This is a genomic window from Haloarcula ordinaria (genome assembly GCF_029338275.1).
GTDB lineage: Archaea > Halobacteriota > Halobacteria > Halobacteriales > Haloarculaceae > Haloarcula > Haloarcula ordinaria.
The window spans coordinates 462,881-488,136 of sequence record NZ_CP119789.1; the positions used below are offsets into that span (position 1 = coordinate 462,881).

Sequence of the window (25,256 nt, forward strand, 5' to 3'; positions counted from 1 at the left end):
AAGAGCGCTGGGGTCACACCCGCTCGACGAGCGTCGCGATGCCCTGGCCGAAGCCGATGCACATCGCCGAGACGCCGTAGCGACCGTCGCAGTCCGCGAGCTGGTAGGGGAGTTTCCCGAGGAGGGCCGCGCCGGTCGCCCCGAGCGGGTGACCGTGGGCGATGGCCCCACCCCAGACGTTCGTCTTCGCCCAGTCCGCACCGGTCTCCTCGAGCCAGGCGGCGACCACCGGCGCGAACGCCTCGTTGACCTCGAAGCGGTCGATATCGGCGACAGCGAGGTCGTTGCGTGCCAGCAGTTGCTCGGTCGCCGGGATGGGACCGGTGAGCATCGTCGTGGGGTCGACGCCGACGACGACCGAGTCCACGATACGAGCGATTGGGTCCCAGCCGTGCGTCTCGCAGACCGTCTCGGAGGCGACCAGCGTGGCGGCCGCCCCGTCGACGATGCCCGAAGCGTTGCCGGCGTGGACGACGCCGTCGCCCTCCTCCCGGAAGACCAGCGGCAGGTCGACGAGGGTCTCGACATCGGTGTCGGGCCGGGGGTGCCCGTCTTCGGTGACCTCGACCGCCTCGCCGTCGAGCGTCGTCTCGACCGGGACGACCTGGTCGTCGTACTTGCCCGCGGCAGCGGCCTCGCCCCACCGTCGCTGCGAGTCGACGGCGAGTTCGTCGAGTGCCGTCCGCGCGAAGCCCCACTGCTCGGCGATTCGCTCGGCCCCCTCGCCCTGCGTGGTCAGCTCCTCGAAGTGCTCGAAGTAGGTGTCCGTGACGCCGCCGGGGTCGGCGTAACTGTGGGTCTCGCCGGGCGTGTCGCTGCCCATCGGGACCCGGGTCATGTGTTCGACGCCGCCCGCGACGAGGAGGTCGGCCATCCCGCCACGAACCTGGCCGGCGGCGAAGGCGACGGCCTGCTGGCCGGAGCCACACATCCGGTTGAGCTGGACGCCCGGCACCGTCTCGCCCCAGCCGGCGACCATCGGGGCGATGCGGCCGATATTCAGTCCCTGTTCGCCGACGGGGACCACGCAGCCGTAGACGACGTCCTCGACGTCGGGTCCGGCGAAGCCGTTCCGTGCTTCGAGCGCCTGGAGCGGCGCGGCCGCGAGGTCCTGCGGGTGGGTGTCGCGGAACTGCCCCTCGTGGGCCCCGAACGGGGTGCGGACCGCGTCGACGAGATAGGCCTCCTGCATGTCTGGCGGTACTCGGTGGCGCGCCATGACTGTTGGGCCGGAGTCGAAAGAATTCTCCCGGTCGCCGGTGGACCCCAACCCGTGTCGCTGCTCAGTATCTTCGCGACGGCCATCCTCCCGGTCGTGGCGGTCTCCGCGGTTGGGTTCGGGCTGGGGCGCTTCAAGGGCGTCCAGCCGGATGCGCTGAACACGGTGACCGTCTACGTGCTCGCCCCGGCGCTGGTCATCCACAGCCTGACGACGTCGACGGTGACCGGCGGGACGATTCTCAAGGTGGTCGTCGCCGTCGCGGCGTTCACGGCCGCGATGCTCGCCATCGCCGAGGCGACCGGGCGGCTGTTCGGCCAGACCGAGCCGCTGCTCGGTGCGTTCGTCCTCGTGGCCGTCTTCCCGAACACCGGCAACTACGGCATCCCGCTCGCGGACTTCGTCTTCGGCCCGACAGGTCGGAGCCTGGCGGTTCTCGTGACCGCCCTGCAGGGTGTGATGCTCTACACGCTCGGCATCTACATCGCCGCCAGGGGTGCCGACAGCGACCCCGTCGCGGACATGAAACGGGTGTTCGGCGTGCCGCTGGTGTACGCCGTGGTGCTCTCGCTCGCGGTCCGCTGGCTCGGCGTCGCGCCGCCGGCCGATTCGACGCTCATGCAGACCCTGGAGATACTGGGGAACGCCTCGATACCCATCATGCTGCTCATCCTCGGCATCCAGCTGTCGGACGTCGACATGGGCGGGACGCTCCTGCCGGTCGGCATCGCGAGCGGGCTGAAGCTGGTGTTGGCCCCCGTCGTCGCCGTCGTCGCCGTCCTCCTCCTCGGGTTCCAGGACCCGACGGTCGCGCGTATCGTCGTCCTGTTGCTCGCGACGCCGACGGGCGTGACGCCAATCATCCTCATCGGCGCGTTCAGTAGCGAGCGAAACGGGTTCGCGCCGGGCGAGTTCGTCAGCGCGACGGTACTGGTGACGACGCTCCTGAGTGTGCTGACGGTGACGGTGCTCATCTCCATCCTGCAGTCGGGCGCGGTCGTCTGACTCACTCGAGCGACTGGACCAGTCGCCAGCAGTCCCGCCTGATGGCCGCAGCGGTCTCGTAGCGGGTGAGTTTGTCCGTCGCGGTCGCTTTCGCGACGACGTGGTCCACGGCGTCGGGGAGCTGCGGATTCACGTCGGTCGGGCTGGGAACCGTCCCGTGCAGGACGTGCTCCCGGACGGTCTCGTAGTCGCCGGTGAACGGCGGCCGCCCGGTCAGCAGGCGGAAGCAGACCGTCCCGAGCGCGTAGACGTCCGACGCGCTGTCGACGGCTCCGTACTCACGCGAGAAGTACTCCGGCGCGGCGTAGCGAGGGTCTAAGTAGGAGGACGGCTCGAAGACGTCCCGGACGGGGGCCATCAGGCCAACGTTGTCCAGCCTGGGGGCCGGGAGGCCCTCCAGCGAGCTCTCGGGGTAGACGACCGACTCCGGGTCGAGGCCGCCGTGGACGACGCCGTTGCGGTGGCAGTGGGCGACGGCGCCCGCGAGGTGGGCCGCCTCGCGGAGGCCGCGTTCGGGACTCGGGCGGCCGCGGTCGGCCAGCGAGCCGTCGAGGAAGGGGTCGCGACCCACGGGCGGGGGTAGTCGCCCCAGTCGTGGACGGAGGCGACGCCCTCGTGGTCGGCGACGGCCGCCCACTGCGCCAGCGCCTCGGCGACCCGTGCGGCGAAGGTCCGGCGGTCGTCGGCGTCGTCGGGCAGGTCGAACAGTCGCAGGGCGACCCCGAGCACGTCGCCGGAGAGCGTCGCCTGGGTCCGCAGGACCGACCCGTAGCGGACCGCCTGCTCGGGTTCGACGACGGAGAGGTCGTCGAACGCGCCCAGCATGTCGATAGCGCGGAAGGCACGGGAGTTCTCGGCGCGTTCGATGCGGTCACGCCGGTCGACGGCCGCCGGGTCGCCGCGGTGTTGGCGTTCGGCGCCCCGGTCGGCGTCGGCCTCGCGACCCTCCGTCGTCCCGGTACGTTCGACGACACCGGGGCCTGATGGGCGCGGGTCGTCCGTCTCGACGACCTGGCGGACCGCGCCGGCGACGTCGGTGCCACCGTCGGCGCGTTCGGCGAAGGTCCATCCATCAGTGTCGGCGATGGCGGCTCTGACCGACCGGCGGACGCCGCGCTCGTCCAGGGCCGTTCGGACCGCGTCGGTGTGGTCCTGAGCGAGCGTCGAGAGCGTCCGGACCAGCGACTCGCGGTCGGTTGCGTCTGGCAGGCGGTCGAGCAGTCGACCGGCGAGCGGTTCGACCAGGTCGGGGTCCGCGTCGGCCAGCAGCGCGAGCGCCCGGGCGGCCTGCCGGTCGCTGTCGCCGTCGAGGGCGTCGAGCAACGGGGCACCGAACACCGAGAGGAGTCCCTCACCGACGTCGTCGTCCGGGTCGGTGTCGGCGTGCATGGGAGCTGCATGCACGTCGTCCCCCAAGAACGTACGTCAGACGGCTGTCACACGGCCGGACTCAAGAGGTCCCGCCGAGTCGGCGTCAGTCGTCGGCCACCGCGGGGTCGGCCTCCCCGCGCGGGTCGGCGGTGCGCCAGGTCCCCCGGAGGAACCACGCGGCGGCGATGCCCGCCGCCAACACGTTCGAGACGCCGAACGCCAGCCAGATGCCCTGTTCGGCGAGCGAACGCGCGAAGAGGTCGACGACCGCCGGGCCGAGCCACGCCGGCACGTCGACGGGTCGGGAGGCGACCCAGGCGACCGGGAGACGGATGATCCCCAGCATCGTGACCGCCAGGGCCGCCGCAGTCAGGGTCTTACCGGCGCCCCGGAAGCCCCCAGAGTAGGCCCGAACGATGCCGATGAAGCCGAACGTCGGCGCGACCCACTGGAGGAACTCCGCGCCGATGCGGACCACCTCGGGGTCGTCGCTGAACACGCTGACGACGGTCGGGGCGGCGAAGATGGTCACGAGACCCAGGGCCGTCAACAGGACGAACGACACCTTCGCCGCGAAGTGGTTGGCCGTCGCGGCCCGGTCGGGCCGGCCCGCCCCGAGATTCTGGCCGGTCATCGTCTCGACGCCGCGGTCCATCGCGATAGCGGGCATGAACACCAGCGAGAAGACGCGGATGCCGACGCCGAAGGCCGCGACCACCGTCACCGAGAAGGTCCCGACGATGAACAGCATGGCGTTGACCGACAGCGCACGGCCGGTGCCTTCGAGCGAGGCGGGCACGCCCAGCCGGAGGAGCTTCACCAGGTACTCGCGGTCGGGGACCATGTCACGCGGGCGAATCTGGACGCCGTGGTTCCCGCGGAGCATGATGCTCACGCCGACCGCAAGCGCCACGCCGCGGGAGAATATCGTCGCGACGGCCGCCCCGACGACCCCCATCTCGGGAAACGGCCCCCAGCCGAAGATGAGGAACGGGTCGAGGACGATGTTCAGAATCACTGTTCCGAGCATGACGAGCATCGGCGTGACGGTGTCGCCGGCCCCCCGCATCAGCGAGATGAACACGAAGAAGCCGAACATGGCCGTCAGGCCCAGCGAGACGACCTGGAGGTAGCCGGTCGCCCCCGGCAGCACCTGGTCGGACGCCCCCAGCAGCGCCAGGAAGTCCCCGACGAAGAAGAAGCCGGCAACGCCGAGCAGTATCGACGCGATGAGCGCGAAGGTGACCGTCTGTGAGGCCGCGTACTCGGCCTCGCGGTGCTCCTGGGCGCCGGTGTGCTGGGCGACCAGCACGCTACCGGCCACGGAGAGACCCATCCCCAGCGAGATGAGCAGGAATATCATCGGGAACGCGAAGGAGATGGCCGCCAGCGCCGTCGTCGAGTACTGGCCCAGCCAGAACGTGTCGGCGAGGTTGTAGGCGACCTGGAGGAGGTTGGTGACGACGATCGGCATCGAGAGGAAGAGCAGGGGCCTGCCGATGTCACCGCTCGTCAGATCCAGGTCCTCCTGGCCCTTGAACAGCCCACTCACGCGCTCGCCGACGCGTTCCAGTCGGTCCCTGAGACTCACAGCTGGGCCTCCGTGGCGTCGGTCAAGAGGTGCGATTCGACGTACTCCGCGAGCATCCGCCTGGTGCACTCGACCGACCGGCCGGCCGTGACGCGCTCGGTCGCCGCGCCGGTCAACATCGTGACGAGGAACGTCGCGGTGTCCGCAGGGTCGACGGCCGGGTCGACGACGCCGTCGTCGATGCCGGCCTCCAGCAGCCGCTCGAACTCGCCAGCCAGGTAGTCGTCGAACCGAGTGAGCCGCTCGCGGAAGCCCGGCTCGTAGGGGGCCTGGGCGCGGATCTCGAGGACGGCCGTCTCGAAGGCCTCACGGTCGTCTTCCGGCTTGTCGAGCACCGTCTGGACGAGCGAGCGCAGCTGCGCGGCGGGGTCAGCCCCGGCCGGGTCGCTCGTGCGTTCGACGAACCGGTCGTAGAGGTACTCGAGGAAGGCACACAGCAGGTCGTGTTTGCTGTCGTAGTGGTAGTGGAGGGCCGCCTTGCTCTTCGATGACTCGTCGGCGATGTCCTGCATCGTCAGGTCGGCGTACCCGTGGGTACAGAGGGCGCGGTACGTCGCCGTCATGATGTCGTCGGCGGGGTCGCCGTCACTCATTGCTAGAACTGACTGACTGGTCAGTCAAGAGGGTGTCGTTTCGCGGCGCTGGCGGGTTCGATGAACCGAAGGAACTGATTACTCGTCGATTTCGAGCTCGAACTGCTCGTTCTCGGCGGCGGCGTTGAGCACGACCGAGGTGTTGGACTCCTTGATCTCGGGGTCCGTGAGCAGTTTCTTGATCTGGGCGTTCATCCCGTCGGTGTCCGTGAACTTCCCGACGGCGATGATGTCGTAGTCGCCGGTGACCTCGTAGACCGAGATCATCTGCTCGTGCTCTTTGAGGTTCTCGGTGACCGTCGGCAGCGCCGACCCCTCGACTTTCAGCTGGATGATGGCCGTGACGTCGTACCCCAGGGCGTCGTAATCAAGCTTCGGTGTGTACCCGTTGATGACCCCCTCGTCTTCGAGGGCAGAGAGGTGATTCGAGACGGTCGTCACCGAGACGTTCAGGTCCTCTCCGAGGCTTCGGAGGCTCGCTCGGCCATCGCCGAGGAGTGCATTCACTAACTTCCGGTCGAGATTTTCGTACGTCATTACATCCCGACACGCCCCCCAGGGATTAGAATTTTACGAATGTCCAGATGCAGTCGGGAACGGCGGAATGTTTGCGCAAAACAGCAGGGTTTTAGTAGTAGCGACGTTCCTATCTGGTGTCCCAATATGACAAGCGAACTCTCGGACGAGGCCCAGGACGTCCTCGACGAAATCGACGAGAAGAACGTCGACTTCCTGCGCCTGCAGTTCACCGACATCCTCGGAACAGTGAAGAACGTCTCCATCACGGCCGACCAGGCCGAGAAGGCGTTCACCGAAGGCATCTACTTCGACGGGTCGTCTATCGACGGCTTCGTACGGATTCAGGAGTCCGACATGCGTCTGGACCCCGACCCCACGACCTTCTCCATCCTCCCGTGGCGAGAGAACGTCGAGGGCGGCTCCAGCGCTCGACTCATCTGTAACGTCATCGATACGTCGACCGGCAAGCCGTTCTCCGGCGACCCGCGTGGCGTTCTGAAGCGCGCCATCGCGCGTGCCGAGGACATGGGCTACGAGGTCAACGCCGCCCCCGAGCCGGAGTTCTTCCTGTTCGAGGAGGACGAGGACGGCCGTGCCACCACGAAGACCAACGACGCCGGTGGCTACTTCGACCTCGCACCGAAGGACCTCGCGAGCGACGTCCGCCGTGAGATTATCTACGGACTCGAGGACATGGGCTTCAACATCGAAGCCTCCCACCACGAGGTCGCCGAGGGTCAACACGAGATCAACTTCACGTACGACGACGCCCTGTCGACGGCCGACAACGTCGCCACGTTCCGGTCCGTCGTCCGCGCCATCGCGGCCGAACACGACCTGCACGCGACGTTCATGCCCAAGCCGATTCCGCGCATCAACGGCTCGGGGATGCACACCCACATCTCGCTGTTCACCGAGGACGGCGAGAACGCGTTCCACGACGAGAACGACGAGTTCAACCTGAGCGACACGGCGAAGAGCTTCGTCGCCGGTATCCTCGACCACGCGCCCGCCATCACGGCCGTCACCAACCCGACCGTGAACTCCTACAAGCGCCTGGTCCCGGGCTACGAGGCACCCGTCTACGTCGCCTGGTCCGACCGGAACCGCTCGGCGCTCATCCGCAAGCCGGCCGCCCGCGTCCCGGCCGCCTCGCGTATCGAGGCCCGCTTCCCCGACCCGTCGTGTAACCCGTATCTCGCCTTCGCCGCGCTCATCCACGCCGGTCTGGACGGCATCGAACGCGACCTCGAGTGCGACGACCCGGTCCGCGAGAACATCTACGAGTTCGACGAGGCCAAGCGCGAGGAGTACGGCATCACCACGCTGCCCGAGAACCTCGGCGAAGCCGTCGACGAACTCGAGAGCGACGAAGTCATCTCCGACGCGCTCGGCGAGCACGTCTTCGAGAACTTCGTCGAGGCCAAGCGCCAGGAGCACAAGGAGTACCTCGTCGACGTCTCCCAGTGGGAGCTCGACCAGTACCTCGAGAAGTTCTAACCGGTCATCACCGCTATTTTTTCGCGACGCGCTCACCGACCAGCGGCAGCGCCAGCAGCCCGCCGGTCCCGACGGCTGCAAGGAGGGCGACGAGCGGCGCCACCGGACCGAACGTCAGAACGACCCCGCCGCCGGCAGCGCCGAACAGTCCGCCGAGTGCCAGCGTCGTGGCCGCGCCCTGTGGGGTCGACTCGGGCACGGGGTCCAGTGCACCCGAGGCCACGACGCCGCCGACCCCCATCCCCACGACACCTGCCGTCTCGTAGGTGACGCCGCCGGCCAGGAGCGCGACGAGTCCGAGCCCGGTGACGAGGGCGAACACGCGGTCGGGTCGTCCCAACAGCCGCACGGCGGCCCAGAGTACGGCCGCGGCGACGGCGACGCCGGCCACCACGTCGACGAGATAGTGGACGCCGAGCACCAGCCGGGAGAGCGAGACCAGCGCGACGACGACGCCGGCGACGGTCCACCGCTGGCGTTCGGTGCCGACTCGCAGCGCCCACGCGAACCCACCCCAGACGAGCGTCGTGGCGATGGCGTGGCCGCTGGGGAAGCCAAAGCCGTCACCGGTCGCCATCGAAGCATAGAGGTCGCGAACGGCCGCCGGGAGCCGGTCGGCGTAGGCCGCCGTCCCCGCACCGGGCGGTCGAGGGAGCGCGAACAGCGCTTTCAGCGAGACCGTGACCGCGATGGCGGCGGCGAGCAACGCGACCAGCATCGCCGCGCGGTCGCGGGTCAGTCCCCGGCCGAGACGCGGGAGCCGCGAGCCCAGGAGGTACGCGAGGACGGTCGCCGTCCCGACGAACCAGAGGTCACCGAGCTGCGTGACGAGTGCGAACGCGACGACGACGAGCGCCGGGAGGTCCGAGAGGAGGTCGGTGACGCCGACAGCGCGGCTCATTCGCGCCAATCGCGGACCCGGTCGGCGACCCGACTGGGGACGCCGGCGGCGGTGAACGTGACGCCGACGACCAGCATCACGACGTACAGGCCGAGCACCGACAGCCAGACCACCAGCATCGACAGCACAGCCCAGACGCCATCCAGATAGTAGAACGCGCCCAGCGTCATCAGCGTCCCGTACAGCAAGACCACGTAGGGCCCCCAGCCGCGGGCGTGGCCCCGGCGCATCCGCCGGCGGACGTACCGCTTGAGGTCCTGCTCGACGTCCTCGCGGTGGAGCGTCCGGTCGTCGACGTCCTCGCGGAACGACTCGAACTCCTCGCGGAGCGCTGCGAGTTCCTCGTCGGTCAGGTCGTCCGGCGACCCGCCGACGCTGGCGTCGCCGTCGTCGGGCGGCGGCGTGTCACCGGCGCGTGCATCTGCGTCCTCGCTCATCGCTTTGCCGAGCTCTCGAAGCGGTTCGTGTTGTAATTGCCGGTCCCGGACACCCGCGAGCACCGCGTTGAGCGCGGCGCCGACCAGCAGAATCTGCCCGGCGAAGTAGAACCACGTCACGAGCAGGAGCACGCCGCCGACGACGCCGTACAGCTGGAAACTGTCCGCCTGGGCGGCGTAGATGCCGAACGCGGTCCCGAGCACGGTCCAGCCGGCGGCGGCGAAGACGGCGCCCGGTGCCGCCGCCCGGACGGTCATCGCCTCGTCGGGGAAGACGTAGTACAGCGGGAAGAACGCCACCGTGAGGACGGGTATCAGCAGGAGGCCGCCGACGGCGAACTCGACGCCGAGGACCGTCCCGATCCCCGCGACGACGCCGAGGCCGGCGAGCGCCAGGCCGATTCCCAGCAGCGCCGACAGCGCGTCACGAAACTGGTCCAGTAGCGACTCGCTCTCGGCGCTGCCGTAGATACGGGCGAACGCCAGGTCGAGGCCGCGGAACAGCTTCAGGGCCCCCCACAGCATCACCACGAGGCCGAGCACCGTCGCGCCGCTCCGCCCGACGGCACTCGTCAGCGCGTTCAGCAGGACGCCCTGGGCGGCCGGGGTGAGCGCCGACGCCGCCGCACCGACGACCCGCGCCGCGAACGCCTCGCCGCCCAGCAGCGATCCGACGACCAGCGCCAGCAACAGCAGCGGAATCACCGAGACGAACATGTAGTACGCGATGCTGGCGGCGAGGAAGGAGACCTGCTCGGTCCGGACAGTGTCGACGAGGTCGCGAACGACGGACTGCACCCGGGCGGTGTTCACGGCGGGATGTCGGGTGGCTGTTGTTTATAGATACCCGTCTCCCGGTCCGACGGGCTTCACATCGCCGTCGAACACGGTCCTGGCCTCCTGCGCCGGCGCCAGCTCCGCACAGGTATCCAGGTCAGCAGACCGCTCGTTTGGCGAATCTTCCCCACCATTGTGGCCATCCAACCACATATTATTATATTAGGCCCATATTTGACCACTATTATACGGGATAGGCGATAACTCGGACCTATGTCAGCGCGGAAAATTGAACATGTCACCAAAGCCTGTGCCTACGTCACCAGAAACGGGTCGGAACTACTGGTGTTCGAGGGACCGGGCCACGACGGGCTACAGATACCGAAGGGGACCGTCGAGTCGGGCGAAGTGCCTCGCGAAGCGCTGTACCGGGAGGTCATCGAGGAGAGCGGGCTCGCGACCATCGAGGACCTCCGTCACGTCGTCACCGACGTCTGGACCCGGAGGGAGTCCCCGCCCAAGCGGTACGTCCGGAACTTCTACCACGCGACGGTCCACGAGTCCCGCGACTCCTGGACACACACTGTCACCGGCGACGGAGCGGAACAGGGCGTCGAGTTCGAGTTCTCCTGGATCGAGCTCCCCGCGGAGGACGCCTTCGCACTCGACCTCGACGACTACCTCCACGCCCTCTCGACCGGGACCGACGCGCAGTCGGCCCCGCGCGTCGCCGCCGACTGAGGACGTTCCTCCGGCCGAACGTGCCGAGCGATAGCTAGTCGTCCAGCGCTGCGTCTGGCCGGTATGAGCGACTGACGACCTGCCAGGCGCCCGACCGGAAGCGGTGGTAGGTGATGCTCGCCGGGACGGCCGTCTCGACTAGCAGCGACGCGTAGAGTGCGAACACGCCGACCGACGGGAGGAGGACGCCGAGCACGGCCACCGGCAGCGCGAAGAGGTACATCCCGGCGAGCTGGGAGTACAGCGGCCAGCGCGTGTCCCCACTGGCTCTGAGTGGGCCAGTGGCACCGCCGTCGACGCCGCGGAAGACGACGCTGAGACACGCGACGGCGACGAAGACGGTGACCTGGCCGACGACGGTGGGGTCGTCGACGAATACCCCGGCGATCTGCCGGGAGAACAGGACGGTCGTCGCAGCGACGAGCAGGTAGACGCCGACGCTCAGCCGGAAGACGTCGCTCGCCCAGGCGGTGGCGTCGGCCTCGTCGTTCTTTCCGAGGGCCTGGCCGACGAGGCTGCTGGAGGCGAGACTCAGCCCCCAGTTGGGCGTATCGAGCAGGGCGCGAACCCGGAGCGCGACGACGTACGCCGAGACGACACCGGGGCCGAACAGGCCGACGACGAACAGCCGCGGGAACTGCGCGCCGGTCCGGGCGAGGTGCGTCCCGACGAGCGGGAGGCCGACCTCGACGAGGTCGTCGGCGAGCGCCCGGTCGAAGTAGGGCCGCGAGAGCGGAATCCGGATTGGGAACGGGAGCCCGGGCAGCCCACCGCGGGCGAGGCCGACGGCGAACGTCACGGTGACGAGCGCGTTGGCGACCACCGTCCCGATGGCGGCGCCGACGACACCCAGCCCGAAGCCGAAGATGAGCACGGCGTTGAGCCCGACGTTGATGACCGCGCCGCTCCCCCGGAGGACCATCGGCACGTAGGCGTCGTCGACTCCGACGAGTGTGCGGCTCGCGACGAGGTTCAGCGCGGCGAACGGGACCCCGAGGCCGACGACCTGGAGGTACCGAGCGCCGTAGCCGACGGCCTGTGCGCCCGATCCGGACCCGACGAGGTCGACGAGGAGCCCGGGGAGCCACCAGTAGGCGGCCGACAGCGGGAGCGTCAGGGCCAGCGCGACGGCGGCGCTGGTCGTGACCGTCAGCCCCAGCTCCTCGCGGGCGTCGGCACCGTAACGCTGGGAGACCATCCCGATAGTCGCCCCGGCGAGGCCCCCGCCGAGCGCGAAGGCCAGTTCCCAGAACGGCGTCGCGAACCCCACGCCGGCGATTGCCGCCGGCCCGAGCGCGATACCGACCATGGCGACGTCGGCCGTCGACTTCGACATCCGGGCGAGGCCGGTGACGATGCGGGGCCAGGAGAGGGCCGTCGCTCGCTCCAGCCTGTCGCGGTCGGCCAGCCCCAGTCGTGTGAGCACGGCGGCGACGACCAGCAGGACGGCACGGACGGGGTTGAGAGCGGAGCGCACCACTTGCGCTGGCTTCGGAGCGAGCCCTGAAAGCCCTTGAGAAACGGGCCGGGTTCAGTTGGGAGTGTGTCCGAAGAACGGGCGTGGTGGGCAGCACTGCGGCGAGGCGGGCCGTGTGTATTTCAACAGCGGTCGGTTCACAGAGCCAGAGAATCCTACCCGAAGCCGGGTGACCAGCCGGCATGGGCGGGGCTGAAAGGGGCCGTGCTATCGGCGAACCCCGACGTTCGCAAGAGCAGAGCTCTTGCGCAGCCCATCAGAAATCTTCGATTTCTGAGGACGATGCAAGCACGCGAAGCGCGCGCAGCGAGTCGCGGGTCGCGTGGGACCGGCGGTCCCACGTCTTGGTGAGCGGGGGCTTTCTGGCCGTACACTCCCGGGATTGCTCACCGAAACACGACCGGGAGGGGGCTCACAGGGTTTATGCACGGCCCCGCCGACCTCGCGGGTATGGAGACGGAAGCGGCCATCCGCGAGGGGTCGATACAGGTGACGGCGCTGTTGCTCGTCGCCGCCAGCGTCCTGCTGGTGCTCGGCGTCGCCGGTGTCGGGGCGTCGCTGCCGCTGGTCGGCCTGCTGCTCGCGCTGGCCGTCGTCCTGTACGCGACGCGGTCGACGGAGCCCACAGTCGGGCGCATCGGGGGCCTGAACGTCGACCACCTGCTCGGGTCGCTGTGGCTCGCCGTCGTCGTCGCGACCCTGCCGCTGGTGTTCGAGCTGTCAGCCACGCCCGAGGAGGTGCAGGCGCTGGGCGGCCTGCTCGGCCTCGCGGGCATGGTGAACTACTTCGTCCGGCCGCTGTACCTGCTGGCCTACGACCTGGTCTCGTCGTTGCTCGGGACCGGAGAAGGACGCGCCAACGGTCGCTAAATCACTCGGCGGTCGCGTCTCGAATCTCGACCACGTCGGCGTCGGTCTTGAACGTCGTCCCACCGTAGTGCGTTCGGGAGGCCTCGAACCCGGAGTCGTGCAGTTTCTCTACGAAGGTGTCCATCGCCTCGGCCCCGCGATTCCAGCGCTTACAGAGGCGGTGCTGGTCGTAGTGTGTCGGCGTGTCCAGTTCGCCCCCGAGCGTCGCCAGCAATTCGGCAGCCTTCTCGGCGGTGCCCATGTCCTCGCTCAGGTGCTCGCTGACCGCGTCGGCGAAGGCGGGCTCGCAGGTCCGGGCGAGCCAGATGGGGCCGGCCGTCTGGAGGTGCTCGCCGCAGTTGGGGCACTCGGCTGGTGCGTCGGCGATGAGGCCGAAGTCGTGGTCCCGCCAGAGGCAGCGCTGGCAGTGGTAGACGTAGCCCAGGTCGTCGATGCAGTCGTTGGCGACACGGGCACCGTGGTCGAACTCCAGGTAGGTCCGGGCGTAGTGTTTCGTCGCGTGACTCAGGACGGGGCGGGCGGCGATGTCGTAGCGGGCGGCGGTCCGAATCATCGCCGAGAGGAGGACGCGCATCCCCATCTCGGCGTGGAACTCGGTGTTTCGCGGGACTGCGCCGTACGAGCGGACGCCGCTCTCGAAGTGTGCCCCACAGAGCGGCGCGGTGTCGGTGGCGGTGACACAGAGCAGGCGTTTCGTCCCCTGGATGGCCGCGTCGGCGAAGGGGATGGGCGTCCCGAAGGGGTCGACGTCGACCACGTCGAAGGCGTCGGCGTGCATCAGGACGTTGGCGTTCTCCCGGTGGACCGCGGCGGCGAGGTCGTTGCGCTCCAGATTCCGTTCACAGAGCGCCGTCGCCTCGTCGTCGATGTCACACAGCGTCGTCTCCCAGCCGTCGGCGGCCGCGCGGACCCCGCGGATGCCGCTCGCCGCGGTGGCGTCGAGATACGACTCGGCGCTCTCGTCTCGCTCTCGGTAGGCCCGCAGCGTCGCCACCGTCACGTCCCGATTCAGCTCCTGGACGGGGTTGAAGAAGACGTCGGCCCCCTTGCCCGCGTCGGGCTGTTCGGGCACCTCGACCGTCACCTGTCCCTCGCTGACGCGCATACCGTAGCCTGCAGACAGGCGGCGTTAAGTCGTTCGACCGACGTCCGGCGTGTGCCGCAACCGTCCGGCAAACCCTCGGCCGTTCGACTCTGGTCGAGTTGTCAGTAGAGACATACATACAAGCGACCTCGTCCCGTAGAGGTCGCTATCCAATCGAAGCCATGACAGACCGGAGCAACCTGCGAGCGAAGTACGCGACGAGCCACGAGCTCATGGACGTCATCAGATACGCCGCAGAGACGCTGAGCGTCGAGTTCGACCGGTGGGACGAGCGCCACGTGACCGGGCCGAGCCTCTACGTGCTTATCGTCGCGGACATCGACTTCGGGAACTACACCGACCCGCTGGGGCTGAACACGTGGCCGGTCGACGAGTGCCAGGTGGTCCAGCGGGAGTCGGACGCGTTCATCGAGGTCGCCCGCGACGTGGCCTTCAGCCGCGACGGGGCCATCGTCGTCGCCGGCGACGGAACGATACAGGAGCAGATGGTTCGGGTCCGGAACCTCAGTGTGTCCGAACGCGAACGAACCGACGGCGTCAGTCCCGCTGGCTGGATGGGGACCAAACACCTGAGTGCACTGGAGGCGTCGACCCGCCAGCAGGTGCTGTGGGCCATCACGCTGAGCGAGGAGGACGGACGCGTCACGACCTTTCTGGACGGCGAGTACCGGGATTACGAGCACGGCGAACTCGGCGGGCGGTGGCGACTCGAATGATCGTACCGGACGCCGGTCGACAGGCGCCCGACGCGATGGCTACGGTCCGCTGGCGGTCCGGTCCCGCGGCAGTCTGACCGTGGCCGTCGTCCCGTCGCTCGTGTCGAACGAGAGCGTCCCGCCCAGCGCGGTGGCCGCCCAGCGGACCAGCCACAGCCCCATCCCGCTGCCGTGGTCCAGGTCCGTCTCGCGGCCGCGCTCGAGGACCGCGAGCTCGTGCTCCGGCACCCCGGGACCGTCGTCGCTGACCGTGAGGACGACGTCCTCGCCGTCGGTCGCCGCCGTGACGTCGACGGTCGCGTCGTCGGCGTGTTCCAGCCCGTTCTCGACGAGGTTCTCGACCAGGACGTCGAGCAGTTCGGGCTGGGTCGTCAGCGCGAGGGTCTCGGGCACCGACACGGTCACCTCACCTCCGTGCACGTCGGTGAGCCCGTCGACCGCAGCGGTGACCGCCCGACGGAGGTCCACCGACACCAGCGCCTCGTCGTCGGCACCGACCTCCGAGAGCGTCCGCGCCTTCGTCCCCGACTCGACGAGACGGTCCACCGCGGCCCCGATGGTCGCGGCGTAGTCGGCGTGCTCGCCGGTCAGGTCCTCGGCGAGCAGTTCTGCCCGCGCCTGGATGACGACGCCCTCGTTGCGGACGTTGTGCCGGAGAAAGCGGTTGAGCACTTCGAGCCGTCGCTCGCGGCGGATCTCGTCGGTGACGTCCTGGAACACCACGGTGTAGCCCAGTTGGGTCCCGGACTCGTCGCGCAGTTCGGTCTGGCGGACCTTGTACTCGCGGGGCGACCCGCCGTTCTCGACGGTCACCTGGGCTGGCTGGCCGTCGGCGCTGACGCTGTCGCCGACCAGCAGGTCGCCGAGTGGCGTGGTCAGCGCCGGCTGCTTGTCCACGGCGAGCATCCGCTCGGCGGCGGGGTTGAGGTTGACGACCCGGCCGTCGACGTCGACGATGGCCACCGGCGTCGCGATGTCGTCGATGGCCGCCCGCTCGCCCGCCCGTCGCGTCGCCGGGTGGAACTCGAACATGTCGCTGCGGACGAACGCGTACGTGTCCAGCGCGATGTGGGGCAGGAACATGACCGTCGTCAGGCTGGCCACCGGCCCGACGCCGCCGGCCCACGCCAGCAGCGCGAAGCCCGGCGGGATGGGGCTCAACCCGACGGCGATGGCCTCACGCCGGTAAAGCGGCCCGTAACTGACCACGGTGTCAAAGACGAGCAGCGTCCCGAAACTGACGAACAGCATCGCGACGAGGACGGCGACGTTGCCGACGGGCAGGATAGCGTACTCGGCCGCCGCACCGCCCAGCGATTCGACGACGCGGAACTCCTGCCAGACCAGCCCGTGCAGCGGGTTCGTGAGCACCAGCGCCGACGTCGCCACCGGGACCGCCAGTCCGGCTCGAAAGACCCATCCCTCCAGCAGCGCCGTCCGACCGGTGTACCCCAGCGCGAAGGCCAGGAAGAAGAAGCCGATCCAGGTCAGACAGAGCCAGACGACCATCTCCAGGGCGAGGTGGACCGTCGGGTCGGCCACCAGCGTGGCGACGCCGTAGGCGACACACCACACCGTGATGGTCGCGATGGTGGCGACGAACCAATCCGCGCCGGGTTTCCCCCGATGCTCGCGCAGCTGGGCGAGCAGGTAGAGCGAGCCCAGCCCCGAGGCGACCGACCCGACGGCGAGCCAGGGGACGCTGACAGCCATTGGTCCAACCTTCGTGCCCTCCGTGTTGACGTTTCCGGCACCAGACCCCGCCGTGTGTACTTCTACAGGTATCTGTTCAGGGAGCCAGAAAGCCCCGGCCAAAGCCGGTTGTTCAGCCGACAGGGGCGGGACTGAAAGGGGCCGCGCTCAGGACGACGTTCACAAGAGCGAAGCTCTTGTGCAGCCCATCAGAAATCTTTGATTTCTGAGGACGGTGGGCGACGTAAGCACCGCAGCCCGGAGGGCAAGGAGCGCAGCGAGCCCCCCGAGTCGTGAGCGCGGGGGCTTTCTGGCTCTTCGTGTCAGTACTCACGAACACGACTGCAGACACAGAGAGCCGACGCTGTTTTGTCGGGCCTCTCCGTAGCCGTGGTGTGACCGCAGTCGACGAGTGGACGGCACTGCTCGCCGAAGCGGGGGAACTCACCCCCGAAGCAGTGTCGCGTCTCGTCGACGCCCACGGCGACCGCGGCCAGCGCGCCATCGAAGCCGTCGGCGAGAGCCGGGTGAAAGGCTACCGGGATTTCACCGTCGTCGTCGGCCACGACGACGAGTACATCGTCGAGGACGGCGGCTGTACCTGTGCCGACAGCGAGTACAACCTCGACGCCGACGACCCCGACCAGCTGTGCTGGCACGTCATCGCCGCCCACGTCGCCGAGGCCATCGACGCCGTCGACCACCACGACATGTGGTACTCGGATGTCAGAGATTTCCTCTAGACCACTTTTTGCTGCGGGGGGTTTCCTCGCTCGCTCCGCTCGCTGCGGGAACCCCCGTTGCAAAAACGTGGGGAAAAACTGCCGGACGCTCGGGCTTCGCCCTCGCGTCCGGTGAAACGCCTCGCTCCGCTCGGCGTATGCGACTGGAAGCCTGCCCTTCCCCGTCGGCGCGCAACAGAGGGCGCGCCTGGCTAACTGCGCCGCTACCGCTTTTCGACGCAGTAGTCGACGAAGTTCCGGAGGATGTGCAGGCCCGTCTCGCCGGACTTCTCGGGGTGGAACTGGGTCCCGAAGACGTTGCCGGCCTCGTTGGCGACGATAGAGGCGAAGTCGACGCCGTAGTCGGTGGTGGCGACGACCGCGCCCTCGTCGTCGGGGACGGCGTAGTACGAGTGGACGAAGTAGGCGTACTGGCCGTCGATGCCCTCCACGAGCGGGTGGTCGCGCTGGACGTCGAGTTCGTTCCAGCCCATGTGCGGGACCGTCTGGTCACGGCTGAAGCGGACGTTCTTTCCAGGGACGAGGTCCAGGCCCTCGGCGTCGCCCTGGCCGGCGTGGTCGGCTTCCTCGCTTGTGGTCAGCAGCATCTGCATCCCGAGACAGATGCCGAAGAGCGGCGTGCCTGCCTCGGCCTGTTCGACCAGCGTCTCGCGGAACGGGCCGGCGTTCTCCATCCCCTCGGAGAAGGCGCCAACGCCGGGGAGGACGACGCCGTCGGCCCGCGCGAACTCTGCCGGGTCCTCGGAGAGGGTCACGTCCGCGCCGGCGCGCTCCAGGCCGCGCGTGACGCTCCGGAGGTTCCCCAGTCCGTAGTCGACGACGACCACCTCCGCGGCGGTCTGTCTGGCGTTCATGGGAGGGGATACGAAAACGGAGGCTAAGTCGCTTCCCCTTCGGACAGATTTCGCGAGTGGTGGTGATGCGGTGGCCGGGCGCGCCCTCCGTGGCGCGCCGGCGGGGAAGGGCAGGCCCGCAGCACGAGCATACGGCGAGCAACGCGGGCCGTTTCACCGGACGCGAACAGCGAGGTCACGGAGTGACCTCGCAAGCGAACGGCGAGAAGCGCCGTGAGCGAGTGAGCGTCCGGCAGTTTTTCCCCACGTTTTTGCAAGTCGAGCGGGACCGAAGGTCCCGCTGACCATGCGAACGGGCGCGCAGCGCCCGTGAGCAGAGAGTGGTTCGCGCGAAGCGCGAACCCGACGCAGCAAAAAGTGGTCGGTAAAAAGTGGTGGTTCAGAAATCGCCGATGCGTCGCTGCCCGCTCTCGTCGTCGGTGAAGTCGGCGGCTTTCGCGAGCGTGTCGGCGAACGTCTCTTTCTGGCTGGGGTCGTACAGGGTTGCGGCGGGGTGGACACAGACCAGCACTGGCCGGGGCGTTCCGGCGACGGTGACGTCGTGGACCGTACCCGCCTCGCCGGTCACCGCGACGTCCCGGTCCAGCAGGTGCTGGGCGGGCACCTTCCCGAGCGTGACGACCACCTCGGGGTCGACGCGGTCGATTTCGGTCTCTAAGTACTCACGGCAGTTCGCGAGTTCGTCGGCGTGGGGGTCGCGGTTGTCCGGCGGCCGGCAGCGCACGCAGTTCGTGATGCGGACGTCGGCGCGGTCCAGGCCGACGTCCCTGAGCGTCTCGTCGAGGACGTCGCCGCTGCGGCCGACGAACGGTTCGCCCTGTTCGTCCTCGTTCGCGCCTGGGGCCTCCCCGACGAACAGGAGGTCGGCGTCCGCGGGGCCGACGCCGTTGACGATCCGCGAGCGCGATTCACAGAGTTCCTCGCAGCGCTCGCAGTCGACGACGTCGAGGCCGTCCATCTGAGTCATACCGGTCGTTGGCGTGCGGGGGTATCAAACGCGGCGGTCCCGGCGAGCGGTCGACGGTCAGTCGGCGTCGACCAGTCCCCGCGCGGCCAGTCGGGCGACCCGGAGCGGTTCTGGCCGGCCGCCCTCGGGCGTGAACGCGCGGACGACGTCGGCGGCCTCGGCGTCGGGAAGACCCACCGCGCGGACGTACACCGTCTCGTCGTTCACCGTGACGGGGTGGCGGTCGGGCTGGGCGCGGTAGGTCGACAGGCGGTCGGCGACGACGTCGGGGTCGTCGAAGGCCTCCTGGATGGCTGATTCGAGTCCCGGCGAGGCCTCGAAGGTCACCGAGACGACGGGTAGATCAGTCTCGTCGTGGATGCGGTGCAGGTCGAGGACGTTGAACCACGCCAGGGCGATGCCCGAGAGGAGGAGGTAGCGGACGTCCTCGCGGTCCAGTCGGTCGACCATCGCACGGACGACCGTGGTCGCATCGCTCCCGCCGACGGTACAGGTGTCGAAGACGAACCCGTCGACGACGCGGCTGGCACGCACGACGACGCCCGCGAGGTGGCTGGTCGTGTCCCGGTAGGACTCGGCGATACCGAGCGCACGGACCCCCGCTTTCACGTGTTTCGGTCTTCGTTGACGTCTTCGTCTTCTTTGATGTCTTTCAGCCGGTCGAGAAGTTCGTCGTTCGATGCGGTGAACTCGTACTCGACGTCACCCTCGTGGGTGTTCTCCGCGGCGTCGAGTCCGTCCTCGTCGTCGAAGTCGGTGTCGTACTCCTGGTTTTCCTGTTCCGACTCGTCGTAGCTCCCAAACCCCATGATACGTGTGAAACTATGTCGTTCACGCCCAAAAAGGAATCGCCCGGGTATCACGATTGATTCGCACGGATTCTGCGACGTCGAGCGCTGGCTCAGCGCGACTCCGGGGCGTCGACGTTGCGGTTGCCGGCGTAGGCGTCGGCCCCTTCGGTCGGCGTCGCCCACCGGACGGCGTTGTCGAGCACCTGCTGGACGTCGTCGCGGTGGTAGATGGGATACGTCTCGTGCCCGGGTCGGAAGTAGAAGATTCGCCCGCGGCCGCGACGGAAACAACAGCCGCTGCGGAACACCTCGCCGCCCTCGAACCAGGAGGTGAAGACGAGGCGGTCGGGCTCGGGGATACCGAAGGGTTCGCCGTACGTCTCGGCCTCGTCGAAGACCAGCGCGTCGTCCAGGTCGTCGGCGATGGGGTGGCCGGGATCGACGACCCACAGGCGCTCGCGCTCGTCGGCCTCGCGCCAGGTGAGGTCACAGGGCGTGCCCAAGAGGCGCTGGAACGGCTTCGAGGCGTGAGCCGAGTGAAGGACGATGAGACCCATCCCGTCGTTGACGCGCTCGGCGACCCGGTCGACCACGTCGTCGGCGACCTCGTGGTGCGCGACGTGGCCCCACCACACCAGGACGTCGGTGTCGTCGAGCGCGGTCTCGGTGAGGCCGTGCTCGGGTTCCTCGAGCGTGGCTGTCCGAGTCTCGTGGCCGCGCTCGGCCAGCCCGTCGGCGATGACAGCGTGGATGCCATCTGGGTACACCTCGGCGACGGCGTCGTCTTCCTGCTCGTGGACGAACTCGTTCCAGACGGTGACGGAGACCATGCACGTGGTGCGAGGGGATTCGGCCTAAATCTGGCGCCGGCCGGGGATACACTGAAACGGTCGCCCGCCCACGCACCCGACATGGAAGTCCACAACGTCACTGCCGACGCCGAGACGTTCACCTGTAACGCCTATCTCGCGCTCGGGGACCGGACGGTGCTCGTCGACGCGGGTGCGATGGACGGCGTCGTCGACGTGATTCTCGAGCACACCGATGCGCTCGACGCCGTCGTCCTGACCCACCAGCACGGCGACCACGTCCAGCAGCTCGACGCCGTCCTCGACGCGTTCGACGCCGACCTGTACGCCTACGCCGCGCATCCGCGTCGGACACACGAACTGGCCGACGGCGACACGGTCCAGGTCGGCGACGAGGACTGCGAGGTGGTGTATACGCCGGGCCACGCCGACGACCACGTCTCGCTCGTCTCAGAGCGGTCGCTGTTCTCGGGCGACGTGGTCGTCCACGACGACGGCGCGTTCGAGGGCGGGTCGTTCGGCCGCACTGACCGGCCCGGCCAGTCTCGAGAGCGACTCATCGAGAGCATCCAGGACCTGCTCGACCGGCTGCCCGACAGCGTCGAGGACATGTACTCGGGCCACGGCGGCGTCTTCCACGGTGACGTGCGAGCAATCGTCGAGCGGGCGCTCGAACGGGCCGAGCGGCGCGAGCCGAAGTATCCCGACGAGTGAGCGGCGAGTGGAGCAGTCGCTCGCCGGTGTAGCGCGGAACGCAGAACGCGAACGGCCGGATTACGCGTTGCGGACTTCCTTCGCCTTCGGGCGGAGGTTGCCGTAGCCACACTTGCGACACTGCTCGGCGCGCTGCGGGTTGCGGGCGTTACAGCGCATGCAGATCTGTTTGTTCAGAAGTCGGTCTGATGCAGCCTCGAAACTAGCCATAGATGCCGGTTGCCCGTGCGTGCGTTTAAGTTTTGAGTTTCCCGCTCGCCGAGACGTGGGACCGATGTCCCACGCGACCCGCGGTGTTTTGGGGCGTCGGGCCGTCCGAGGAGGTATGTACGAACGCGTAGCCGACCTGCCGCTGACCGTCGAGACCTGTCGCGTCGACGTTCAGGAGCGGTCGACCTCCAGTGGCTTCGACCGGGCGTCGACGACCATCGCCCTCTCGGGGGCGGGCGAGACGGGACGCGGCGAGGATGTCACCTACACCAACGAGTCGCACTACTCGCTCGCGGCCCACGAGGTCGACCTAGCCGGGGAGTACACGCTCGATTCGTTCTCGGCGCACCTTGAGGACGTGGAACTGTGGCCCGACCCGCCCGAGGAAGAGCGGTTCCGCCACTACCGACGCTGGGGCTTCGAGAGTGCGGCCCTCGACCTGGCGCTGAAGCAGGCCGGCACCTCCCTGGGAGCGGCGCTCGGGCGGACCTACGACCCCGTCACGTTCGTCGCGTCGACCCGGCTGTCGGACCCCGAGAGCGACGAGTCGCCGTCGGCCGACCGCCTCGCCGCTCTGCAGTCCATCCACGCGGACGTCGCGTTCAAGCTCGACCCGACGCCCGACTGGGACGACATCCTCATCGCCGAACTCGCGGAGTACGACGTCCGCATCGTGGACATGAAGGGGCTGTACGAGGACGAGCGCGTGGCCAGCGACCCGGACCCGGTGTTCTACCGCCGGGTCGTCGACGGGTTCCCGTCCGCACTCGTCGAGGACCCGAACCTGACCCGCGGCATCCGCCCCATCTTCGACGGCCACGAGGACCGGGTCTCGTGGGACCTCCCGATAACCGGCGTCGAGAGCATCGAGTCCCTGCCGTTCGAGCCCGAGTGGCTGAACATGAAGCCCTCGCGCTGTGGCACCGTCGAATCGGTGCTCGAGACCATCGCGTACTGCGAGCGCGAGGACATCGACCTGTACGGGGGCGGCCAGTTCGAACTCGACGTCGGCCGCGACCACATCCAGGCGCTGGCGTCGCTGTGCTACCCGGACTCACCCAACGACGTCGCGCCGGGCAGCTACAACGAGCCGGCCCTCTCGCCGGACCTGCCCGCGAGTCCGCTCGCCCCGCCCGCAGACCCCACGGGCATCGGCGTCGGCTTCGGCGACCCTGAGTAGTAACGGCGAACCTACAAGAACTCGCGTGCGGTAACATGTATCATGCGGTGTCCCAACTGCGGTGAGCACATAGAGGACGCGTTCGAGGCGTATGCCCGCAAGGCCTGTCCGTACTGTGAAGCGCCGCTCAACGAGAAGGTCCCACTGCGTTGAGGCGACTACTCGTCGGCGAGGTAGTCGTCCTGGACCGCGACGACGTCGGTCGAGTCCGCGCAGTCGGCGTAGCGCGCCAGTGGTTCCTCGTTCAGCTCGAGGAAGGTGTGGCCCCAGGTGAACTTCGAGAGAATCTCCTCGGCCTGGTCGCGTTCGCCGAGGATACAGAGCGCGCCGGCGAAGGCCTCGACGGTGTTCAGCTGGAACGGCGTCCCGTAGTTGACCGGGTTCCCGGCGACCAGGAAGGGTAGCGACCGGTGGATACCCTGGAGGTCGAACGCCTCGCGCTCGGCGGTCTCCCAGGAGCAGTCGAGTGCGACCAGTCGGCCGTGTCGAGCGCCGTCGCCGTGGCGGGGGCGGTCGGCCGGCGACAGCGCCTGGTCCGCGAAGGGGTTGAGGACGATACCCGGCGGCGTCGAGCGCGTCGCGCGGTGCAGCTCGGCCAGGTCGAACCTGGCGAGTTTGCGGGCGCTGCACTTCTTCGGGTCGTCGTCACCTTCGTAGCGGACGTGGAGTTCCACGCCCGGACTACTGTCGCGGCGGGCAAAAGCGCCTCGGCACGGGCCGACTGCCCCATCTGACACCTACCCTTAAGTACCAAGGCGGCAACAATCGTCTGTGTTAGCAGTGGGGGCGACCGCACCGCGGTTCGAGCTACCGGCGTTCGTCGATGAGTCGTACCGCCAGGTGGCGCTCGAGGAGTTCCTCGGCGAGGACGTGGTCGTGCTCGCGTTCATCCCCGGCGACTTCAACCCGGCCTGTGACGAGCAGTCCTGTGACCTCGAGGAGCTCGACCTCTTTACGATGCAGAAGGACGTCACCGTCCTCGGCATCAGTCCCGATTCGGTGTACAGCCACCGGGCGTTCGCCGACACCTACGACCTCACGATTCCGCTCCTCGCCGACACGGACCACGAGGTCGCCCGGCAGTACGACGTCGAGTTCGTCGACGACCTCGGCCAGCGTCTCGTCGAGCGCGCCGTCGTCGTCATCGACCACGACGGCGTCGTCCAGTACACCTGGAGCACGACCGACCCGGACCGGCGCCCGGACGTCGAGCCCGTGAAAGACGCCATCGGCGAGACGGGCGGCGACGACACCGCCTTCGCCTGCTACCGGGTCGGCCACGCCCACTACACCGAAGGACGGCGGGCGTTCACCGCCGCGATGGAGTCGTTCAACGAGTCAGAGTGGATGCTGGCCCAAGGAGACTTCCAGCAGGCCCGCGAGGAGTTCGAGGCCGCCGAAGACCAGTTCGACACGGCCGCCCGGTTCGTCGACGACCCGACCGTCGCCACCGTCTACGAGGGAGCACAGACGAAGACCAACGCGCTGTGGCAGGCCGCAGCGTGGCTCGCGAAGTCGGCCAACCAGTACTCCAGTGGCAACGGCGTCGCGGGACGGACGCTCCGCGAGGACGCGGAACGCCGCCTCGAGGCGGCCCGTGACTACCGTGACCCCCCGGATCCCGACCAGTGGCCGCCGGACGTCGTGGACCTGCGACGCGACGGTGACCGTGGAGCCGCAGGCGATCTGCTCCCCGGAGCGGAGAGCGAAACGGCGGCCCTCGACGTCGACATCGACGCCGAAGTCGAACCTGAAGCGGACGCAGCATCCACAGCCGGCGAGGCGGAACCAGATGAGCGTGAGCGGACCGCCGGTGCGGCCGAACAGCAGCCGGCGGGCGACGAGGACATCGACGACGAGGAGCTGGCGGCGATACACGCCGAAGTGGAAGCGAGCAATCCGGGCGACGACACCGACCCGGCGGACGGCTCATCGGGAGACCGGACCGCCGACGAGTCGCCGGACCGGGCCGAGCGATGACCGCGAGTGACGCGGTCGGTCGACGGGGGGAAACGTGGGGATAGACGACCGCGCCCGGGCGTACTACCGGGCGATAGACGGCCACGACTACCAGGCGCTGTCGGATCTGCTCACCGCGGACTTCGTCCACGACCGGCCCGACCGGACCATTGACGGTCGGGACCGCTTCGTCCGGTTCATGCGCGCGGAGCGCCCGCAGACCGACACGACCCACCCAATAGACGGCGTCTACGAACCGAGCGAGGGCGACGCCGACGAAATCGTGGCTCGGGGCAGACTGCTCGACGCCGACGGCGACCCGCTCGCGCGCTTCGTCGACGTCTTCGAGTTCGACGGCGACCGAATCCGGCGAGTCGAGACGTACACCGCCTGAGAATCCGGGTAGGCCCTGGCTGACGAGCAGTCGTAGCCGGTCGCGAGAGGGATTGCGGACGATGCCATCTCGAACCAGGTTCGACCCACGACTGCTCGGGTCCGAACCTGCGTCGAAGGCG

At 68.6% G+C, this 25,256-nt stretch carries 27 protein-coding genes; 10 read left to right on the forward strand and 17 right to left on the reverse strand.

Going from position 1 to position 25,256, the window contains the following annotated elements; all coding sequences use genetic code 11:
- Positions 1-13: 13 nt before the first annotated feature.
- Positions 14-1,192, reverse strand: coding sequence for a thiolase family protein (locus tag P1L41_RS02425; RefSeq protein WP_276297284.1), 1,179 nt, complete (start codon positions 1,190-1,192; stop codon positions 14-16).
- An 81-nt stretch (positions 1,193-1,273) separates the two neighbouring features.
- On the opposite strand from P1L41_RS02425, the gene P1L41_RS02430 reads away from it, so the two are divergent.
- Positions 1,274-2,224: an AEC family transporter gene (locus tag P1L41_RS02430; RefSeq protein ID WP_276297285.1), complete on the forward strand. Its 951-nt coding sequence runs from the start codon at positions 1,274-1,276 to the stop codon at positions 2,222-2,224.
- A 1-nt stretch (position 2,225) separates the two neighbouring features.
- Here the strand turns inward: P1L41_RS02430 and P1L41_RS02435 are convergent, their stop codons facing one another.
- The 4 genes from P1L41_RS02435 to lrp form a co-directional block, all read right to left on the reverse strand.
- Entirely contained in the window at positions 2,226-2,861 is a 636-nt protein-coding gene (locus P1L41_RS02435; RefSeq protein ID WP_336399620.1) for a protein kinase domain-containing protein, read from the reverse strand.
- A gap of 837 nt (positions 2,862-3,698) precedes the next feature.
- A complete protein-coding gene (locus P1L41_RS02440; protein WP_276297287.1) occupies positions 3,699-5,186 on the reverse strand; it encodes an MATE family efflux transporter in 1,488 nt (495 codons plus the stop codon).
- Positions 5,183-5,779, reverse strand: coding sequence for a TetR/AcrR family transcriptional regulator (locus tag P1L41_RS02445; protein WP_276297288.1), 597 nt, complete (start codon positions 5,777-5,779; stop codon positions 5,183-5,185). The genes P1L41_RS02440 and P1L41_RS02445 overlap by 4 nt, the downstream gene beginning before the upstream one ends.
- 78 nt (positions 5,780-5,857) lie before the next feature.
- On the reverse strand, positions 5,858-6,316 hold the full coding sequence (gene lrp / locus P1L41_RS02450; RefSeq protein ID WP_276297289.1) for an HTH-type transcriptional regulator Lrp: 459 nt from the start codon (positions 6,314-6,316) through the stop codon (positions 5,858-5,860).
- 126 nt (positions 6,317-6,442) lie between these two features.
- Between lrp and glnA the strand changes: the two genes are divergently transcribed.
- Positions 6,443-7,798: a type I glutamate--ammonia ligase gene (gene glnA, locus P1L41_RS02455; RefSeq protein ID WP_276297290.1), complete on the forward strand. Its 1,356-nt coding sequence runs from the start codon at positions 6,443-6,445 to the stop codon at positions 7,796-7,798.
- 13 nt (positions 7,799-7,811) lie between these two features.
- On the opposite strand, the gene P1L41_RS02460 is transcribed toward glnA, so the two are convergent.
- Both P1L41_RS02460 and P1L41_RS02465 read right to left on the reverse strand, forming a co-directional pair.
- The gene (locus tag P1L41_RS02460) at positions 7,812-8,699 is read right to left on the reverse strand and encodes a phosphatase PAP2 family protein (RefSeq protein WP_276297291.1); all 888 of its coding nucleotides are present in this window, start codon (positions 8,697-8,699) and stop codon (positions 7,812-7,814) included.
- Positions 8,696-9,949 carry a YihY/virulence factor BrkB family protein gene (locus P1L41_RS02465; protein WP_276297292.1) on the reverse strand — a complete coding sequence of 418 codons (1,254 nt, stop codon included), beginning with the start codon at positions 9,947-9,949 and terminating at the stop codon, positions 8,696-8,698. The genes P1L41_RS02460 and P1L41_RS02465 overlap by 4 nt, the downstream gene beginning before the upstream one ends.
- 237 nt (positions 9,950-10,186) lie before the next feature.
- Here P1L41_RS02465 and P1L41_RS02470 point away from each other — a divergent pair, with 237 nt between their 5' ends.
- Entirely contained in the window at positions 10,187-10,654 is a 468-nt protein-coding gene (locus P1L41_RS02470; RefSeq protein ID WP_276297293.1) for an NUDIX hydrolase, read from the forward strand.
- A 34-nt stretch (positions 10,655-10,688) separates the two neighbouring features.
- Here the strand turns inward: P1L41_RS02470 and P1L41_RS02475 are convergent, their stop codons facing one another.
- Complete coding sequence (locus P1L41_RS02475; protein ID WP_276298423.1) at positions 10,689-12,131, reverse strand: MATE family efflux transporter; 1,443 nt, start codon at positions 12,129-12,131, stop codon at positions 10,689-10,691.
- Positions 12,132-12,581: 450 nt separating this feature from the next.
- Between P1L41_RS02475 and P1L41_RS02480 the strand changes: the two genes are divergently transcribed.
- Entirely contained in the window at positions 12,582-13,001 is a 420-nt protein-coding gene (locus tag P1L41_RS02480; RefSeq protein WP_276297294.1) for a hypothetical protein, read from the forward strand.
- A gap of 1 nt (position 13,002) precedes the next feature.
- Here the strand turns inward: P1L41_RS02480 and P1L41_RS02485 are convergent, their stop codons facing one another.
- Positions 13,003-14,106, reverse strand: coding sequence for a tRNA (guanine(26)-N(2))-dimethyltransferase (locus P1L41_RS02485; protein ID WP_276297295.1), 1,104 nt, complete (start codon positions 14,104-14,106; stop codon positions 13,003-13,005).
- Positions 14,107-14,267: 161 nt separating this feature from the next.
- On the opposite strand from P1L41_RS02485, the gene P1L41_RS02490 reads away from it, so the two are divergent.
- Positions 14,268-14,822, forward strand: a complete 555-nt coding sequence (locus tag P1L41_RS02490) for a diadenylate cyclase (RefSeq protein ID WP_276297296.1) — start codon at positions 14,268-14,270, stop codon at positions 14,820-14,822.
- Positions 14,823-14,861: 39 nt separating this feature from the next.
- Here the strand turns inward: P1L41_RS02490 and P1L41_RS02495 are convergent, their stop codons facing one another.
- Positions 14,862-16,535, reverse strand: coding sequence for a histidine kinase N-terminal 7TM domain-containing protein (locus P1L41_RS02495; protein WP_276297297.1), 1,674 nt, complete (start codon positions 16,533-16,535; stop codon positions 14,862-14,864).
- 374 nt (positions 16,536-16,909) lie between these two features.
- On the opposite strand from P1L41_RS02495, the gene P1L41_RS02500 reads away from it, so the two are divergent.
- Positions 16,910-17,257 carry a hypothetical protein gene (locus P1L41_RS02500; RefSeq protein ID WP_276297298.1) on the forward strand — a complete coding sequence of 116 codons (348 nt, stop codon included), beginning with the start codon at positions 16,910-16,912 and terminating at the stop codon, positions 17,255-17,257.
- A gap of 203 nt (positions 17,258-17,460) precedes the next feature.
- Here the strand turns inward: P1L41_RS02500 and hisH are convergent, their stop codons facing one another.
- The 5 genes from hisH to P1L41_RS02525 all read right to left on the reverse strand — a co-directional run bounded on the left by hisH (position 17,461) and on the right by P1L41_RS02525 (position 20,699).
- Positions 17,461-18,111 carry an imidazole glycerol phosphate synthase subunit HisH gene (hisH, locus tag P1L41_RS02505; RefSeq protein WP_276297299.1) on the reverse strand — a complete coding sequence of 217 codons (651 nt, stop codon included), beginning with the start codon at positions 18,109-18,111 and terminating at the stop codon, positions 17,461-17,463.
- A 379-nt stretch (positions 18,112-18,490) separates the two neighbouring features.
- Positions 18,491-19,078, reverse strand: coding sequence for a uracil-DNA glycosylase (locus P1L41_RS02510; RefSeq protein ID WP_276297300.1), 588 nt, complete (start codon positions 19,076-19,078; stop codon positions 18,491-18,493).
- 57 nt (positions 19,079-19,135) lie between these two features.
- Positions 19,136-19,687: an endonuclease dU gene (locus tag P1L41_RS02515; RefSeq protein ID WP_276297301.1), complete on the reverse strand. Its 552-nt coding sequence runs from the start codon at positions 19,685-19,687 to the stop codon at positions 19,136-19,138.
- Positions 19,684-19,887, reverse strand: a complete 204-nt coding sequence (locus P1L41_RS02520; RefSeq protein ID WP_276297302.1) for a DUF5786 family protein — start codon at positions 19,885-19,887, stop codon at positions 19,684-19,686. Before P1L41_RS02520 ends, P1L41_RS02515 begins: the two co-directional genes overlap by 4 nt.
- Before the next feature lie 92 nt (positions 19,888-19,979).
- Positions 19,980-20,699 carry a ThuA domain-containing protein gene (locus tag P1L41_RS02525; protein WP_276297303.1) on the reverse strand — a complete coding sequence of 240 codons (720 nt, stop codon included), beginning with the start codon at positions 20,697-20,699 and terminating at the stop codon, positions 19,980-19,982.
- Between the two features lie 81 nt (positions 20,700-20,780).
- Here P1L41_RS02525 and P1L41_RS02530 point away from each other — a divergent pair, with 81 nt between their 5' ends.
- Positions 20,781-21,392, forward strand: coding sequence for an MBL fold metallo-hydrolase (locus tag P1L41_RS02530; RefSeq protein ID WP_276297304.1), 612 nt, complete (start codon positions 20,781-20,783; stop codon positions 21,390-21,392).
- Between the two features lie 60 nt (positions 21,393-21,452).
- Here P1L41_RS02530 and P1L41_RS02535 read toward each other — a convergent pair whose 3' ends face one another.
- Positions 21,453-21,602, reverse strand: a complete 150-nt coding sequence (locus tag P1L41_RS02535) for a 50S ribosomal protein L40e (protein ID WP_276297305.1) — start codon at positions 21,600-21,602, stop codon at positions 21,453-21,455.
- A gap of 115 nt (positions 21,603-21,717) precedes the next feature.
- Between P1L41_RS02535 and P1L41_RS02540 the strand changes: the two genes are divergently transcribed.
- Positions 21,718-22,782, forward strand: coding sequence for an enolase-like domain-containing protein (locus P1L41_RS02540; protein ID WP_276297306.1), 1,065 nt, complete (start codon positions 21,718-21,720; stop codon positions 22,780-22,782).
- A 158-nt stretch (positions 22,783-22,940) separates the two neighbouring features.
- Here the strand turns inward: P1L41_RS02540 and P1L41_RS02545 are convergent, their stop codons facing one another.
- The gene (locus P1L41_RS02545; RefSeq protein WP_276297307.1) at positions 22,941-23,456 is read right to left on the reverse strand and encodes a DUF367 family protein; all 516 of its coding nucleotides are present in this window, start codon (positions 23,454-23,456) and stop codon (positions 22,941-22,943) included.
- 97 nt (positions 23,457-23,553) lie between these two features.
- On the opposite strand from P1L41_RS02545, the gene P1L41_RS02550 reads away from it, so the two are divergent.
- Together P1L41_RS02550 and P1L41_RS02555 are read left to right on the forward strand one after the other, a co-directional pair.
- A complete protein-coding gene (locus P1L41_RS02550) occupies positions 23,554-24,762 on the forward strand; it encodes a peroxiredoxin (protein ID WP_336399630.1) in 1,209 nt (402 codons plus the stop codon).
- A 34-nt stretch (positions 24,763-24,796) separates the two neighbouring features.
- Positions 24,797-25,135, forward strand: a complete 339-nt coding sequence (locus P1L41_RS02555; protein WP_276297308.1) for a nuclear transport factor 2 family protein — start codon at positions 24,797-24,799, stop codon at positions 25,133-25,135.
- Positions 25,136-25,256 lie beyond the last annotated feature (121 nt).